This is a genomic window from Sphingomonadaceae bacterium OTU29LAMAA1, assembly GCA_024072375.1.
Taxonomy (GTDB): Bacteria; Pseudomonadota; Alphaproteobacteria; order Sphingomonadales; family Sphingomonadaceae; genus Sphingomonas.
Window position 1 is genome coordinate 2,260,745 of record CP099617.1, and the last position, 15,815, is coordinate 2,276,559.

The 15,815-nt window shown below is 65.0% G+C and carries 10 protein-coding genes; 2 read left to right on the forward strand and 8 right to left on the reverse strand.

Annotated elements, in window-relative coordinates; genetic code table 11:
- Positions 1–2: 2 nt before the first annotated feature.
- From kdpB to NF699_11070, 4 genes are all read right to left on the reverse strand, one after another.
- Positions 3–2,039, reverse strand: a complete 2,037-nt coding sequence (kdpB, locus tag NF699_11055; protein ID USU03616.1) for a potassium-transporting ATPase subunit KdpB — start codon at positions 2,037–2,039, stop codon at positions 3–5.
- A gap of 13 nt (positions 2,040–2,052) precedes the next feature.
- Positions 2,053–3,756: a potassium-transporting ATPase subunit KdpA gene (gene kdpA, locus NF699_11060; protein ID USU03617.1), complete on the reverse strand. Its 1,704-nt coding sequence runs from the start codon at positions 3,754–3,756 to the stop codon at positions 2,053–2,055.
- 12 nt (positions 3,757–3,768) lie between these two features.
- On the reverse strand, positions 3,769–3,858 hold the full coding sequence (gene kdpF / locus NF699_11065; protein ID USU03618.1) for a K(+)-transporting ATPase subunit F: 90 nt from the start codon (positions 3,856–3,858) through the stop codon (positions 3,769–3,771).
- Between the two features lie 110 nt (positions 3,859–3,968).
- Positions 3,969–4,841 (reverse strand): TorF family putative porin, encoded by an 873-nt coding sequence (locus NF699_11070; protein ID USU03619.1) that lies wholly within the window; start codon positions 4,839–4,841, stop codon positions 3,969–3,971.
- 379 nt (positions 4,842–5,220) lie between these two features.
- Here NF699_11070 and NF699_11075 point away from each other — a divergent pair, with 379 nt between their 5' ends.
- Positions 5,221–5,991: a polysaccharide lyase family 7 protein gene (locus NF699_11075; protein USU03620.1), complete on the forward strand. Its 771-nt coding sequence runs from the start codon at positions 5,221–5,223 to the stop codon at positions 5,989–5,991.
- A gap of 61 nt (positions 5,992–6,052) precedes the next feature.
- The gene (locus NF699_11080) at positions 6,053–6,931 is read left to right on the forward strand and encodes a ThuA domain-containing protein (protein USU03621.1); all 879 of its coding nucleotides are present in this window, start codon (positions 6,053–6,055) and stop codon (positions 6,929–6,931) included.
- Positions 6,932–6,938: 7 nt separating this feature from the next.
- Here the strand turns inward: NF699_11080 and NF699_11085 are convergent, their stop codons facing one another.
- From NF699_11085 to NF699_11100, 4 genes are all read right to left on the reverse strand, one after another.
- A complete protein-coding gene (locus NF699_11085) occupies positions 6,939–7,976 on the reverse strand; it encodes an alginate lyase family protein (GenBank protein ID USU03622.1) in 1,038 nt (345 codons plus the stop codon).
- A gap of 2 nt (positions 7,977–7,978) precedes the next feature.
- The gene (locus tag NF699_11090; GenBank protein USU03623.1) at positions 7,979–11,104 is read right to left on the reverse strand and encodes a TonB-dependent receptor; all 3,126 of its coding nucleotides are present in this window, start codon (positions 11,102–11,104) and stop codon (positions 7,979–7,981) included.
- 103 nt (positions 11,105–11,207) lie between these two features.
- Positions 11,208–12,485 carry an alginate lyase family protein gene (locus NF699_11095; GenBank protein ID USU03624.1) on the reverse strand — a complete coding sequence of 426 codons (1,278 nt, stop codon included), beginning with the start codon at positions 12,483–12,485 and terminating at the stop codon, positions 11,208–11,210.
- Positions 12,482–15,565, reverse strand: coding sequence for a TonB-dependent receptor (locus tag NF699_11100; protein ID USU03625.1), 3,084 nt, complete (start codon positions 15,563–15,565; stop codon positions 12,482–12,484). The genes NF699_11095 and NF699_11100 overlap by 4 nt, the downstream gene beginning before the upstream one ends.
- Positions 15,566–15,815 lie beyond the last annotated feature (250 nt).

Genomic DNA, 15,815 nt, shown 5'->3' on the forward strand with positions numbered 1-15,815 from the left:
CCTTATGCGAGGCCGATGCCACCGACGAGCAGGTCGATGAGCTTGATGCCGACGAACGGCGCAACGAGTCCGCCGAGACCGTAGACGGCGAGGTTGCGGGCCAGCAGCGGCCCCGCGCCCATCGGCTTGTAGGTCACACCCTTCAGCGCCAGCGGCACCAGCAGCGGGATGATGATCGCGTTGAAGATGATCGCCGACAGGATCGCGCTCTGCGGGCTGCCAAGCGCCATGACGTTGAGCACGCCCAATCCCGGATAGAGCGCGACGAACATCGCCGGGATGATCGCGAAATACTTCGCTACGTCGTTGGCGACCGAGAAGGTGGTCAGCGCCCCGCGCGTCATCAGCAGCTGCTTGCCGAGGCCGACAACCTCGATCAGCTTGGTCGGGTCGCTGTCGAGGTCGACCATGTTGCCCGCTTCGCGCGCAGCCTGCGTCCCGGTGTTCATCGCCACGCCGACATCCGCCTGCGCCAAAGCAGGTGCGTCGTTGGTGCCGTCGCCGCACATCGCGACCAGCTTGCCGCCCTGCTGTTCCTTGCGGATCAGCGCCAGCTTGTCCTCGGGACTGGCTTGCGCGAGGAAGTCGTCGACGCCCGCCTCGGCGGCGATCGCGGCGGCGGTCAGCGGGTTGTCGCCGGTGATCATCACCGTACGGATGCCCATCTGCCGCAATTCGCCGAAGCGTTCGCGGATGCCTGCCTTGACCACGTCCTTGAGGAAGATCGCGCCGAGCAGGCGGCCATTCTTGGCGACCGCCAGCGGGGTGCCGCCAGCACGCGAAATCTCGTCGGTGATGCGGCGAAGCTCGGTCGCCGCAGCGGTTTCGCCGACGCCGGGGTTGGCCTTCAGGATCGAATCCACCGCGCCCTTCTGCACCAGCATGTCCGGCGTCTGCACGCCCGATATCCGGGTCTGCGCGGTGAACGGGATGACCTCGGCACCCGCCGGCAACGCGGTCGTGCGCACGCCGAACCGATCGCGGGCGAGGACGACGATCGAGCGCCCTTCCGGCGTCTCGTCCGCGAGGCTGGCGATCAGCGCCGCCTCCGCCATTTCGGCATCGGTCGCGCCGCCGACGCTGCGGAACTCGCTCGCCTGCCGGTCGCCGATCGTGATCGTGCCGGTCTTGTCGAGCAGCAGCACGTCGATATCGCCTGCCGCCTCGACCGCGCGACCCGACTTGGCGAGGACGTTGAAGCGCACCAACCGGTCCATGCCCGCGATGCCGATCGCCGACAGCAACGCGGCGATGGTGGTCGGGATCAGCGTAATGAGCAGCGCCGCGAGCATCGCGACCGGGATCGATCCGCCGGCATAGGCGGTGAAGCCGGGGATGGTGGCGACCGCGATCAGGAAGATGATCGTCAGCCCGACCAGCAGCAGCGTCAGCGCGACCTCGTTCGGTGTCTTCTGCCGCTCGGCGCCTTCCACGAGCGCGATCATACGGTCGAGGAAACCCTGGCCCGGCATGACCGTCACCTTGACGCGGATTTCGTCAGAGATGACCCGTGTGCCGGCGGTCACCGCCGACCGATCGCCGCCCGCTTCGCGGATTACCGGCGCGCTTTCCCCGGTGATCGCCGCCTCGTTGACCGAAGCGACGCCCGAGACGACTTCGCCATCCGACGGGATCAGGTCGTTGGTCTCGACCAGAACGATGTCGCCGACCTTCAGCGCGCTGGCCGGCACAGTCTCATGCTCGCGGCCGTCGCCCGTCAGGCGCTTGGCGGTCAGCTCCGCCTTGGTGGCGCGCAGCGATGCCGCCTGCGCCTTGCCGCGCCCTTCTGCGAGCGCCTCGGCGAAGGTGCCGAACAGGACGGTCAGCCACAGCCAGACGACGAGTTGCAGCTTGAAGCCGGTGGTCAGCCCGTCATGGCCGATGACGAGCAGCACGGTCATCAGCGCGGCGACGACCGCGGTGACGAACATAACCGGGTTGCGGATCAGCTCCGCCGGGTTGAGCTTGACGAAGGAGGCCTTGATCGCCGGCACGACGAGGTCGGCGGTGAACAGGCTTTTTACTTTGCTGGTTGCCATGTCAGGCGCCCCTTCAGGATAAGGTGCCGCTGATCATCGCAAGATGATCGGCGATAGGGCCAAGCGCGAGGCTCGGCAGGAAGGTAAGACCGCCCAGGATCAGCACGATGCCGACCAGCAGCCCGACCCACAGCCCGCCAGTGGTCGGGAACGACCCGGCGTTTTCCGGCGTGTACTTCTTGGCGGCGAGGCTACCCGCGATCGCCAGCATCGGCACGATGATGAAGAACCGCCCGACCCACATCGCCAGCCCCAGCAGCCCGTTGTACCAGGGCGTATTCGCGGTCAGCCCGGCGAAGGCGGAGCCGTTGTTCCCGACCGCGCTGGTGAAGGCGTACAGGATCTCGCTGAACCCGTGCGGCCCCTTGTTGAGCGGCCCGGCCAGCCCCTGTTGCAGCACCGACGACAAGGCGGTCAGACCGAGGATCATCAGCGGCAGCACGGCGATGGCGAGCACCGCGAGCTTCACCTCGCGCGCCTCGATCTTCTTGCCGACATATTCCGGCGTGCGACCCACCATCAGCCCGGCGACGAACACCGCGAGGATGGCGAACAGCAGGAAGCCGTAGATGCCCGCCCCGACGCCGCCGATCACGACCTCGCCCAGCTGGATGTTGAACAACGGGATCATCCCGCCCAGCGCGGTGAAGCTGTCGTGCATCGCATTGACCGCGCCACACGATGCGGCGGTGGTGACGACCGCGAACAACGCGGAGGCGGCGATGCCGAAGCGCACCTCCTTGCCCTCCATGTTGCCGCCCGCCACGCCCAGATGATGCAGCACGGGGTTGCCCGCCGCCTCTTGGGCGTACGTCACGGTGACGCCGGCGAGGAACAGGATCACCATCGCCGACAGGATCGCCCAACCCTGCCGCGTGTTGCCGACCGCCTTGCCGAACGTCCACGTCAGGCCGAAGCCGATGAGGAAGATCGACAGCATCTGCACCAGATTGGTCAGCGCGGTCGGGTTCTCGAACGGATGCGCGCTGTTGGCGTTGAAGAAGCCGCCACCATTGGTGCCGAGCATCTTGATCGCCTCCTGACTGGCGACCGGGCCGAGCAACAGCGACTGTTTCGCGCCTTCCAGCGTCTGCACATCGACCACGCCCGCAAGCGTCTGGGGCACGCCGCTGGCGATCAGGAATGTCGCATAGACCACGCTGATCGGCAGCAGCAGGTACAGCGTCACGCGCGTCGCGTCCGCCCAGAAATTGCCGATCGCCTTCGCCTCGCGCCGCGCGAACCCGCGGAACAGCGCGAACGCCAAGGCGATGCCGGTCGCCGCTGACAGGAAGTTGTGGATGGTCAGGCCGAGCATCTGCGACAGGTTCGACATCGTCGCTTCCCCGCCATAACTCTGCCAGTTGGTGTTGGTGGTGAAGCTGATCGCGGTGTTGAAGGCCAGATGCGGCGACAGCCCCGCCAGCCCCTGTGGATTGCCCGGCAGCACGCCCTGCAACCGCAGCACCGCATAGGTGAACGCCATCAGCGCCGCGTTGAACGCCAGCATATGCACGGCGTAGCGCCGCCAACCCTGCTCTTGCGAAGGGTCGATGCCGGCGAGCCGGTAGAAGCCGGCCTCGACCGGGCCAAGGATGGCGTGGAGCGGCGTGCGGCGTCCTTCGTAAAGTGCGAACAGCCACATCCCCACCGGCTTGGTCAGCACGAGCAGGATGGCGACGAAGCCGAGGATCAGGAACCAGCCCTGGAATGTCATGGATCGCTCCCTTCAGAAGCGTTCGGGACGGATAAGGACCGCCACCAGATAGATGAGCAGGCCGAACGCGGTCAGCGCCGCGAGCCACAGGTCGAGGGTCATCGCAAATCCTCGCTTACGCGTTATCGCAGAGCCGGACGTAGGCGAGCGTCGCCGCCACCAGCCCGAGCGTGATCGCGATCCAGAGCAGGTCTTGCATCGTACGGGTCCTTTCAGAAGGTGGCGGTGAGCGAGACGAGTGCGGTGCTGCCGGCGATCGTGCCGGTGCCGTCCTGCCCCTTGCTGAAGCTCGGCTGCAGATAGGCGGCGTCCGTCGCGGAAATGTCCGTGTCGACGTACGAGACGTTGAGCGTCAGGTTGCGCCACGTCGCATCCGCGCCGAGCGACCAGTCCCAATACGCCCCCGTCGGCGCCAACGCGGTGGCGTTCGGACCAAGCCCGTCCTGCCCCCGGCTATGCCCGACATGCGCCTTCGCGGTGAACGGCGTGCCCGCGACCGCGACCGCGCCGTCACCCCACAGGTACAGATTGTCGTCCTTCGCACCGGGCCGGTCGTAGATACCGGCCGCGGCGGACGCGCCGGTGCGATACCATTTGCCGATCGCCTGCTGCTCGGGTGCATAGGCGACGCCGGCGGTCAGCGTCGCCGGTCCCGCGGTGCCGGTCAGCTTCGCATAGGGTTCGGCGAAGTCGGTCTTGTCCGCGCCGCCGGGATACATGTACCAGGTCAGGCCGACATCGAGCGTCGCATGGTCGGAAAGCTTCGCCTTGTAGCCGCCGATCAGGTCGAGTTCCATGTTGGCGCCACCGAAGGTGCCCCAACCGGCAAGGCTGGACGCCCAGGTGCCGATGTAGAACCCGGTGTCATGCGCGACGGTGATACCGCCCTGCACGGCCATCGCCCGATCGGACTGCGAGACGCCACGGAAGCGATAGTCGGAGGCGATCGATGCCGATCCGCTGACGGTGATCGCAGGCGGTGGTGCCGTTTCACCATTTGCCTTGTCCTCCGGCGTCGCTTGCGCCTGCGCGGCCGCAGTGACGCCAGACAATGCAACGGCGATAAGCGATGGTGTAAGCTTCATTCTTGCCCCCGACGGAACCGGCTGCCGCTGAGTGAGCGCGGAGCCTTAGGGGCATGCGATTAGGCCTATCCCCCGTAGCAATTCGAGATCGATTCCGGGAGAATGCATATAGCTGGCATATAGCTGTCGTTTTTCCCCGGCCTGCATCCGCACTCTTAGTTCGCGAGCCCCCCCGGAAAGTTGACGGCTACAGGCGAGCGCCACCGATATTCCCTGCTTGCCCCAAAGAACTGACGGTCGAACCGGGGCGTGCATCGGGCGCCCCCCTGTCAGGACCACGAATGCGATTGCGCCTGCAGACACGTCGAGATATGTAATACAACCCTGCGAAAGCAGACAGCAGGATCCGGATCAACCGGATCTGCACCAGGAGAGGATCATGACCATGAGCATTCTTGGACCACGGCCACACCTGCGCCTGATCGGAGCGCTGGCGCTGTTCGGCATCCCGAGCCTTACCGCACCCTTGTGGGCGGCGGACAGCTGTTCCGGCACCGCGCCGTTCGACTTCGCATCGCAATGGGATGCGGTGTTCGCCAACACGCTGCAATGGCAGTATCCGGAAACCAGCGCGTGCCTCACGGCCTCGAACGGCCTCGGCAGCCGCAAGCTCGACGGCAAGCTCTACCAGAAAGACGGGCAGCTGTACTTCAGCACCGACAGCGGCCCGCTCAAGCGTTCGGAACTGCGCAGCAAGGGTATCACCAGCAGCACCGCGACGATGTCCGGTCAGGTCTTCATCCGCACCAGCACCAGCGACAAGAAGTTCACGGTCGCCCAGCTGCTGAATTCGGCGCCCTCATCCAACCCCAACAGCAGCGGCTCCGACCCGATCATCCGGCTCGAGATCGACGGCGGCGCCCTCGACATCGTCTATTACACGCGGAACGGATCGAGTTCGATCGCGCAGAACAACGTGCTCACCAGCATCAACGACGGCAGCAGCTTCACCTTCGAAATCCGGCAGTACAAGAGCTCGTCGTCGAACTTCGACATCGAGGTGATCGTGAACGGCAACACCGCGCTCTCGCGGCGCACCGTCTCCGGCTACGACGACAACAAGGGCTACTTCAAGGCCGGCTGCTATGTGAACAGCGGTGGTGGCAGCGGCTGCCGGTCGTCGTTCAGCCGGTTGAGCTTCAACCTGTGACGAAACGCCACCTTCCGCGGATAGCGGGAGGTGGCATGACACGCGAAATGGGGATGTGGACGTGCACGGAATCGCACTGGCTCTGACGATCCTGGCGGGCATCGCCATGGGGCCGGCCAACGCCCTCCCCTCCGCATCCGACGACGCTGCGACGATCAGGCCCAAGCGGCTGCTGATCATCGCCGATCACTCGACCGGCAACCAGACCGCGCACGCATCCGCCAGCCATGCGGTCGCGGTGATCGAGCGGCTGGGACGGGAAACGGGCGCGTACGTCACGACGATCCGCACCGATGTGAAACTCGTCACCCGGGGCGAGGTCTGGGGCAAGGGTGCCTATGCGAAAGGTGGTCCCCGCGCGTCACGGGCGGAGACGCTCGACCGCTACGACGCGGTCTTATTCTACACCAATGGCGAGACAGACCTGACCGACGACCAGAAGCGCGACCTGCTGGGCTTTATCGGCGTCGAGGGGAAGGGGTTCGTCGGGGTCCACTCGGCTACCGCTACCGCGTATGCATGGCCGGGCTATGCCGAGATGCTCGGCGGCGTGTTCGACAACCATCCATGGAAGGTCGCGTCGGCACGGATCATCGTCGAACGGCCGGACGCGCCGGCGATGAAAGGCTGGACGACGGGCATGACGATCGTCGACGAGCATTACCAGATGCGCGCGATCGGCTATTCGCGCGGCACGGTCGATGTCCTCGCCCGCCTCGATCCGCGCAGCCTCGATCTGTCGGTGCCGGGCGTACACCGCAAGGATCTCGACTTCCCGGTCGTCTGGATGAAGCGATCGGGCCGCGGCCGCGTCTTCTACTCCACGCTCGGTCACACCGATGCGAGCTGGGACGATCCGCGCATCCAGTCGATGTATTATCAGGGCATCCTGTGGGCGCTTGGATCGACGACGCAGGATGTCCGGCCGCACCCGAAGTGAAGGCGCGTCATCGGACGGCGTAGGTCGTCCATGGCGCGGGGGATCGGCCGGTGCGCTTCGCCAGATCGTCCCGCAGCGGGGCGAAGCGCGGTTCGACCATCGCTGCGAGCGCATAGGTGTTCACCGCATTCGCCGGGTTCCACGGATGCGGCGCATATTCGGACTGACCCGCGGCGGCACGGTCGCGGTCGAACTGGATTTTCGAACGGGCGAACTCGATATGGACCTTGCGGCCATCGGCATAGGGCGCGAGCCAGTCGACGGCCTTCTCAAGGCTTGCACCACTCGCCGCCCGCCATGCGAACCAATCCTCCCCATGTGCCCGGGCGGCGAGCGCGGCCATCAGCAGCGGGTCGAGGTCGTAAGTCACGTAATGCAATGCGTCGCGTTGGTGGAAGTCGAATACGCTGCCATCCGGCCGCACGTTCGCCGCAATCTGGCGCCGGAACGCGGCACGCGCACGGGCGATGAGGGCCGCATCGCCGACCCTGTAGGCGGCGAGCGTCGCGAGCTTCACGCGATGGCTCTGCCAGTTGGTGACCGCATTCTTCGGCGTGCCGTCCATCGCATCGAGGTATCCCGCCGCCAGAGCGCGCCAGAAGCGATCGAGCGCCTTCGCCGCCGCCGGCGAAAGGTCGCGCTCGACCAGATCGTTGGCGAGCATCAGGCTGTCGAACCCCGTCTCGTCGATCGGATTGAACGACGGCTGGTAGATGTCCGCCCAGGCGGTGAGATAGCGCTCGGTCTGCGCCAGATAAGCACGGTCGCCGGTCTGGCGATAGGCCATGGCGAGGGCGAGGATCAGTGGCTGGTCCTCCTTCGCCTTCAGGCTGATCTCGCGAATGCCCTTGCCGGGCAGTGTCCCTTCGGTGTGCAGCCTGGGAATCGCGCCCGGTGGGCGTGCGAGCACCGCCTTGGCGCGAGTCAGGACGGGCGCCGCCACCGATGCCGGCAGCGCACCCGTCGCCGGCAATAGCGCATGGCCCGACAGCGGCGTCGCGATCGCAACCGCTCCGGTGGCGAGCATTCGGAAGATCTGGTTCATCATCAGAACTTCGCGTTCAGGGCGATGCGATAAGTCCGCCCGTCATAGTCGATCCGACGCGCCTGCGCCTCGACCCCCTGATATTCCTTGCGCGTCGAGTTGGTGAGGTTGAACGCGTTGACCGACAGGCTCACCCCCTCCGTGACGTTGAGCGACGCCGATGCGTCGAACTGGCCGCGCGCCGTCACCTGCCGCGCCGCACCGGAGAAGGTGCCGGTCGAGGACAAATCGTATTTCGAGCGGTAATTGTAGATCAGGCGGACGCCGACCAGCTTCGTCTCGTAATAGCCGATCAGGTTGACGTTGTGCTTCGAGATGCCCGGCAGGCTCGCGTCGGTGCCGTCCGAATTGGTCCCGCTGATCGTCGTATAGGCGTAGTTGAAGCCGCCACCCAGGTTGCGCAGCGCACCGGGCAGGAAGTCGAGGTTCTGCTGCACGTTCAGCTCGGCACCGTTGACCGTATAGGGCGTCGTGCTGTTGACGAAGCCGGCGATGTTCACCGTCTGCAGATTGCCGTTGATGTCCGCGGGCGCGCTGGTGAAGCAGGTATCGCCCTCGATACGCAACGGCCCCAGCCCGAGGTTGCCGCCATCGAGCGGACACAGCGCCCGCGCACCGCGCACCTGCTGCACCACGCCCTTGAAGCGTTTGGAGAACAGGCTGAGTGCCACCAGTCCGCGCGGCCGGTTGTACCATTCGAACGTCGCGTCGAACGAGGTGCCGGTATAAGGCTTCAGGTCCGGATTGCCGAGCGTCACCGGGATGACGTTGGTCGTGCTCGGCGCACCGACCAGCGTCACGGGCGTGAACTGGCGTGGATGCGGGCGGACGTAGGTGCGATATCCCGCGAGGCGGAACAGGAAGTTGTCGGTGACGTCGAACACCGCGATCGCCGACGGCAGCCATTGGCCGTAACGTGTCTTGAACTGCTGATAGCCGTAGTCCGCGGCGGACCCGACCCCGGCAGACGATGGCCTGATCCGGTTGAGCGCGTTCGAGACGTTGTTGGCATTCTCGTAGCGCACACCGACGATGCCGCGGACGGGTATCGAGAAGATCGACGTCTTGTACTTGCCCTCGACATAGCCCGACAGGACGTCGGTCCGGCTACGAAAGTTGTACAGGGCATAGCCGTTGTCGGTGTAGTTGATGTTGAAGCCGATCGGCGCGAGCGCTGCCCCGTTATAGGGCGTGACCGGCGTCAGTGCCGACACCACCTTGCCCATGTCGAGCACCTGCCAGTTCTGGTTGAAGCCCGGCAGCGATCCCTGGAAGAAATCGCCGTTGTCGGGGTTCGCCATCAGGAAATCGCTGCTGATGTTTTGCCCCTGAATACCGGCAGCGTTGGTGCGATAGCCCTGCGACCGGAACTCGTTACGCTCGAAGCGATAGCCGGCCTGCACGCTGGTCAGGAAACCCTCGAGCGTGCGCTCCACCTCCTGCTGCGCCGCGATCACCTTGCTGGTGGCATAGCTCTGCGTACCGGCGAGATTGAAGCGGTTGCGGCCCGGCGTACCGGCGGGGCTGTCGTACCAGCTTTGCTGATCCGTCGGTCCGGCCCACGTCCACGCGGTGCGCGGCATACCCGTGGACAGCGGGTTCGGCGCGACCGTCAGCGCGTAATCGTCGTAATTGCCGCCGCCGCTGACGAAGGAGCCGCTGGTGCCGTTGGTGCGACCCGCCTGCTGGCCGGTGATGAACTCGGCGAATAGTTCGACCGCGCTGTTCGTCGCCTTCGACAATGTGCCGATCGTCGTCAGCCGCCAGTCGTCCGCCTTCCAGTTGACCGTGCCGTTCAGACCCCACGCCTTCTGCGTCTGCGGGAACAGCCGGCTGTCGTTGATGACGCCGATGTTGGAGAAATCGAAATTCTCGACGAAATGCGCCCCGTTCGCGCCCTCGCGCACCTCGCTGGTCGGATTGACGACGACGCCGGTGCCGGTGAAGTTCAGCACCTGCAGATTCTGGACGGTTTCGCTCTGCTTGCGGTTCGTGTAGAGGCCGGTGACGCCGACCTTCAGCGCTTCGGTCGCCTGCCATTCCGCACCGCTTGCCAGGGAAAGCTGGTTGCCCTCGTTGCGGCGGACATACTGCCGCCCCTGCGAAACATATTGCACACCGGTCTGGCCCTTGGCGCCCGTGCCGCCCGCCGCGGCAACGCAACCGACGACCGTCGCATAAGTCGTCGCGCAGGTGCCCGCCGGTGCATAATAGTCGGCGTAGCGGGTGATGAAGTTCGGCGTGGTCGTCGCCGACAGCACGCCATAGCTGTTGAACAGGATCGAATCGCGGCGAAACTTCTCGCGTTTGTAGGCGCCGACGGCGAAAACGGCGAAATCCTCGGTAATGTGCTTGTTATAGCCGAGCGTGACGTTCGGCTCCCACAGCTTGCCGAGTTCGTTATAGTCGGCGGCGATCTTGATCCGGCCGCCGTCCTTGCGCGACAGCGCCGGCGCGATCTGGAGATCGACGTTGCCCGACAGGCCGCCGCTCTGCGCATCGGCCATCGGCGATTTCTGGACGCGCACCGCACTGAATATGTCAGACGCGAACGCACCGAGCGGGGTCGACGATTGCAGGATCGGTTCGGCGAAGGCCACGCCGTTCAGCGTCGTACGGGCGTATTCGCCGGGCAGGCCGCGCAGGTTGATCGTAGCCTCTCGCCCCTCCGCCTCGCGGTTCAGCTGCACGCCCGGTACGCGCTGCAACGCTTCGCCGATGTTGAGGTCGGGGATGCGGCCGAGGTCGTCGGACGAGATGCCGTCGGTGATCTCGATCGCCGACTGTTTGGTGCGGATCTCGTCGGCATAGCTCTTGCGGAAGCCGGTCACGACGATGTCACCCTGCCGCTCCGTCTCGACGTTGGGATTGACCGGCGTCTGGCTGTCGCCGCTGTCCGCCTGCGCATCGGAGGTCACCGCCGGATCGAGGCCGGGCGTGTTGACCACCGGCGCACCTTGCGACGCAGGCGGCCCCTGCGTCGCGACCGGCGGCGTCGCCGATCGTGGATCGGTCTGGGGATAGGTCTGGGGATCGGTCTGGGCGGCGGCGGGAAGCGCCAGCACCGTTCCCAACACGATCACGCTCGTGCCGAACGCGAGCCTCTTAGAAACACGATGTGAGCGCATGCCATCCCCTCCTCGACCCGGACGGCTTCTGCCGCCTCGATGATAAGGAAAATGACGAGTTTAGGATCTTGTGTCAACATAGTTGTAACACAACTTATCGTACTTAAGGCGTGACGGCAGCCCGCGATCGAACGGTCAACGCAATCGGATATCCCTTCGGCGTGGTCCCGTAGCTCCCCGGCCATGCCCAGGCCGCACGGGCGAGCAACCGGTCCAGCTCGCCCGGTTCCGGCTTGATCTCCTTATACGGCCACGCCGCCATCTGCCCGCGATAGCGCGCAAGGAAATCGGTCGCGGCGCGCAAGCCCCGCCCCTTGTCGTCGCGCCAGTTCCACAGATCCTTGCCGACGCACGCAGCAAGATCGGCAACGTCATAGGCTGGCGACAGCGCATAGATCGAATAGTGGAAACTGCGCGTACGTGCGAGCTCGGCCGGCAGCCGGCCGTCCGGCGTGAACTGCGCCACGATCCGGCGCTTCGGGAACGCCTCGACGGTCTTGCGCGCGACATCCAACCGGCGGGCGAACAGCGCATAGTGCGTGATCTGATCGTCGTACCAGATGCCGTGGTTGTTCTTTGCAGCCTGTTCGTCACGGCCGTTCTGGCTCGACTGCATCCAGTCGACGTAGCGGCCGAACCAGGCCTCAAGCGCGTGGATTTCCGATGGGGTGAGCGCCTTCGCCGGCGCGATCAACCCGATCGTCTCGATCACCGGCTGGAAGGCGTTGGTGTCGAGCACACCTTCGGCGCGGCCATCCTCCCGTCCGCGCACGGCCTGTGCGAAATTGGCGTTGGGGTTCATCGCCGTCGCCGGATCGAGGAACCACGCACGGATCGCCCGTGCCGCTGCGGCGGCATAGCGCTCGTCGTCGGTATAATAATAGGCCAGGCCGAGTGCCTGAACATCGCCGCTCATACGACCGATTGCGGTCCTGTCGTAACCGTTACCGTCGCGAGCAGGATTCACCTCTCCATCGCGGCGGACATAGGGCCCTTTCGGATTGGCGGGATCGGGCCACCAGTACGGAGCGATGCTGAGATAGTCGTGGCGATCACCGGACGGCGGGATCGTCCTTTTGTCCATCACCGATCCCGGCTCGCGAACACGTGCGGCATCGGCACGCGCGATCATCTGCCGATACGCCGCGTCGATCGCCGGATCGTCGGGACGCCGCGCCTTGATGATCCGAAGCTGGTCGGGATGAAGGAGAAAGGTCCGTCGACCGTCGAACGATGCGGAATACCCTTCCGCTGCGCGACAGGACGCTACGGTCGTGGATTTGGGCTCAAGCTCGGAAAAAGCCGCCGCTGCGCCCGAAAGCGCAGCGGCAGTGGCGGCAAGGCCGATGGGGAGAAATGATACCTTGCCAAGCTTGATCACAGGCGCACCCGAAACCCGAAGAAGTATTGCGCACCACTGTTGGACACCTCGGCGATGCTGTCGTAACCGCCCTTGTAAAATATGTCCTTGGTGCCGGTGACGTTCAGCGCCTGCGCCTTCAGCTGAACATTCTTGGTGATGTTATACTGCGCCGACAGGTTCAGGTAGGTGCCCGCACGAACCGAACGATTGGTGCCGCCGTTGGGCTTGTAGTAGCTCGACCGATAGCGTCCGTTGGCGCGCAGCGAGAGGCCCCATTTCTCGAAATAGACGGATCCGTTGCCGGTCCAGTTCGACAGGCCGATGAGATTGGCGGGTTCGACTTCGTTGAGGATCGGCGTGGTCGACTGGATCGGCGAGGTTTCGGGGAATTCGAAGTCTGCCCAGGCACGTCCGACCGAGCCGCTGACGCCGAAACCGTCCAGCGGCGATGGCAGCCAGGTGAAGGCGTGGCTCAGCGATGCTTCGAACCCGTACAGGTGACGCGTCTCCAGATCGTTGGCCGGCGCGACCGGCGAGATCGTGAAGTTCTGCGTCTGGCGCGGTGCGCCCGGCACCGTCGTCGTGGTGGTGACGGTAATGTCGGTCGGGATCGGCTCCGACCGGCCGATTACCGCACCGGTGATCCACTTGTGATAGCCCGCAACCGCGAACAGCGTGTCCTTCGACGCATAAAATTCGACGCTGACGTCCGCGTTCCAGGCCCGCAGCGGCTTGAGGTTCGGGTTGCCGGTCGTCGCGTTGAAGATGATGTTGTTGGTGCCGGTGCCGGTCGACGGATTGAGGTTCACGCCCGCACCGAAGCTCTCGATGCCGGAGCGTGCGATCGCCCGATAGGCCGCGAGGCGCAGCTTCAGCTGATCGCTCAATTCGAACGCCAGGTTGCTGCTCGGCAGGAAGTACCGATAGTGTCCCTTGGCGGTGTTCTGCGTCAGCTGCCCGGTCGGATCTACCGCCACCGTATAGGTGTCCGCGCCCGGATCGATCGTGATCAGATAGGCTTGGCGAAAGCCCTTCGACGTGATCTTGGTATCGACGAAGCGGCCGCCGATGTTGCCGCTGAACGGAATGGTGCCGGCATCGCCGCGGAAGCTCGCCATCGCATAGGCGGCGTAGATGCTCTCACGCACGTCGATGTCGCTGGGATCCCGCCCGTCCGCCGGATACGGCAGCGCATCGTCGCTACCCGTGAAGGTGCGGAACAGGCAGTCGTTGTCGAACGTCGCCCACTGCCGCACGTTCGTGCCCTGCCCCGCCATGTAGGACTGGGTGGTGAACGGCGCGCGACAATTCTGGTTCGCGGTGGTGATCAGCTGCGCCGGCGTCTGTCCGTTCAGCGCGACGAGCGTGTTGAGGTCGGCATTCCGCGCATTGTCGTTGGTACGGTGATGATTGCTGTAACGGGCACCGAACTTGAAAGCGTTGAAGAAGCCCTCCAGCTCGCGGTTTACGTCGAACCGACCAGCCCAGATGGCGTCCTTGCGATCCGTGGCGAAGCGGTTGCGCGCATAGACGGCGTTGGCGGCGGTGTTGAGGAAGTTCGCCGGGTTGGTGACATCGAAGTTGTCGAACACGACGTTCGGCACGACATCGTCGTCGAGGTAGCTCAGCGTGTAGCCGACGCGGTTGGTCGAGCGCATGCGCGTCTGCTTCTGTGTCTCGGTACGATGCGACTTGGAATAGGAACCGTCGGCGGTGAACTGCCACGGTCCCGGCGTGTAGCTGAGGGTTACGCCTCCGCCGATATAGTCCTCGTCGCGGTTGCGGCGCTCCAGCTGGTCCTCGACGAAGCTGTTGCCGCGGTAGCTGATCAGCGCTCCCTTCGAATAGCCGTTGTCGCCGGTGCCGATCACCAGCGGCTGCACGCCGCGCAGCCCTTCGGTGATGCCCAGCACGTTGCGCTTTTCCAGGCTGTCACGCGTCGAATATTGACCGTCGAACGTGATGTCGAAATCGGGGGCGGGCCGCCATTGCAGCGCACCGATCAGCGCGTTGCGCACCTCTGCGGTCTGCTGCGTGCGGAAGCTGCGCGAGCTGTTGGCGTAATATACGTCGCCGCGGGTTTCGCCGACGGTCGTGCCGGTGACGGCGCGCGGCGCGTTCGCGAGCGCACAATTCGCGCTTGCGCCGGCTGCGGTCAACTGCGCCGCCGTCCCGGTCAGGAGCGACGGATTGAGCGCGCTGGTGTTGCACGGCTGGAACGTGGCGTTGGCGTTGTAATAGTCTTCCGGCGCGGTCGTGTCCTGACGCTGGAAGCCGATCGACAGGCCTATGTCGCCGATGCCGGTCTTGAACACGTCGGTGTAGGAGAGGTTGGCGCGATAGCCGAGGCCGTCTTCCTGATAGACGTCGTCTGCCTTCGGCTGGAAGTCGCCACGGATCTCGAACTGCAGACGGCGTTTGCCGTAGTCGAGCGGCTTGATCGAGCGCAGTTCGATGACGCCGCCGACGCCACCTTCGAGGAAGTCGGCCTGCTGTGTCTTGTAGACGAGCACGCCGTTGACGAGCTCCGACGGGAATTGCTGGAACGCGACGGAGCGGTCGCCGCCTGCCGTCGAGACTTCGCGCCCGTTGAACGTCGCGAAGCTGAGCGTCGGCCCCAGGCCGCGCACCGACAGTTCGTTGGCATTGCCCTTGAAGCGGTCCGCAGAAACGCCCGCGATCCGCTCCAGCGTATCGCCGACGCTATTGTCCGGCGTCGCGCCGATTTCGTCGCTGACGAGGCCATCGACGACGACGGTCGCGTTGCGCTTCAACTCGATCGAGGTCCGCTGCGTCGCGCGCGCACCGGTGACGACGATGTCTGCGCCAGCCTGTTCGCCGGCGTCCCGTGCGGCCTGTGCGATCGGATCGACGGGTCCGGCGACCTCGTCCGTCCGCGCCTGCGTCGGATCCTGCGGCGCACCTTCGGGCTGCACGGGGTTGGGCTGAACGCTTGGCGAAGCCACGCTGCCGCTGTTCGCCGACCCTTGAACTGGCGCCTGCTGCGCCGCGACAGCAACTGGCACCATGGCCAGGATTGCCGCCGACCCCAGCAACACCGAGCGACCCTTGGCCTTCGCAGATGTCCGTACCAGCACTTTCCATCCTCCCCTTGACGGTGCGGTGATGCTCAATGGCTCACTGCTACCGGTGTCATGTCGTTTCGATGTCATACAACTATGAAAAACACTGTCAACGGCTGTCGCTCATGTTGTCGTACATCAATATGAAAAATTTTGCTGATTCATGATGCTTTGGAAGCGTCGTGACGTGTGAAGTCGGCTCGATTTTCGATGCTTGGGTCGGGCGGGCGTGGTGACACATGCCGACCGTTTCGTCGGTCGCTGG

Bases quoted from the DNA above. Each gene is read 5' to 3' on its own strand.
- kdpF (USU03618.1), bottom strand. From the start codon at position 3,858: ATGACCCTCGACCTGTGGCTCGCGGCGCTGACCGCGTTCGGCCTGCTC.
- NF699_11075 (USU03620.1), top strand. From the start codon at position 5,221: ATGACCATGAGCATTCTTGGACCACGGCCACACCTGCGCCTGATCGGA.
- NF699_11085 (USU03622.1), bottom strand. From the start codon at position 7,976: ATGAACCAGATCTTCCGAATGCTCGCCACCGGAGCGGTTGCGATCGCG.
- NF699_11090 (USU03623.1), bottom strand. From the start codon at position 11,104: ATGCGCTCACATCGTGTTTCTAAGAGGCTCGCGTTCGGCACGAGCGTG.
- kdpA (USU03617.1), bottom strand. From the start codon at position 3,756: ATGACATTCCAGGGCTGGTTCCTGATCCTCGGCTTCGTCGCCATCCTG.
- NF699_11070 (USU03619.1), bottom strand. From the start codon at position 4,841: ATGAAGCTTACACCATCGCTTATCGCCGTTGCATTGTCTGGCGTCACT.
- kdpB (USU03616.1), bottom strand. From the start codon at position 2,039: ATGGCAACCAGCAAAGTAAAAAGCCTGTTCACCGCCGACCTCGTCGTG.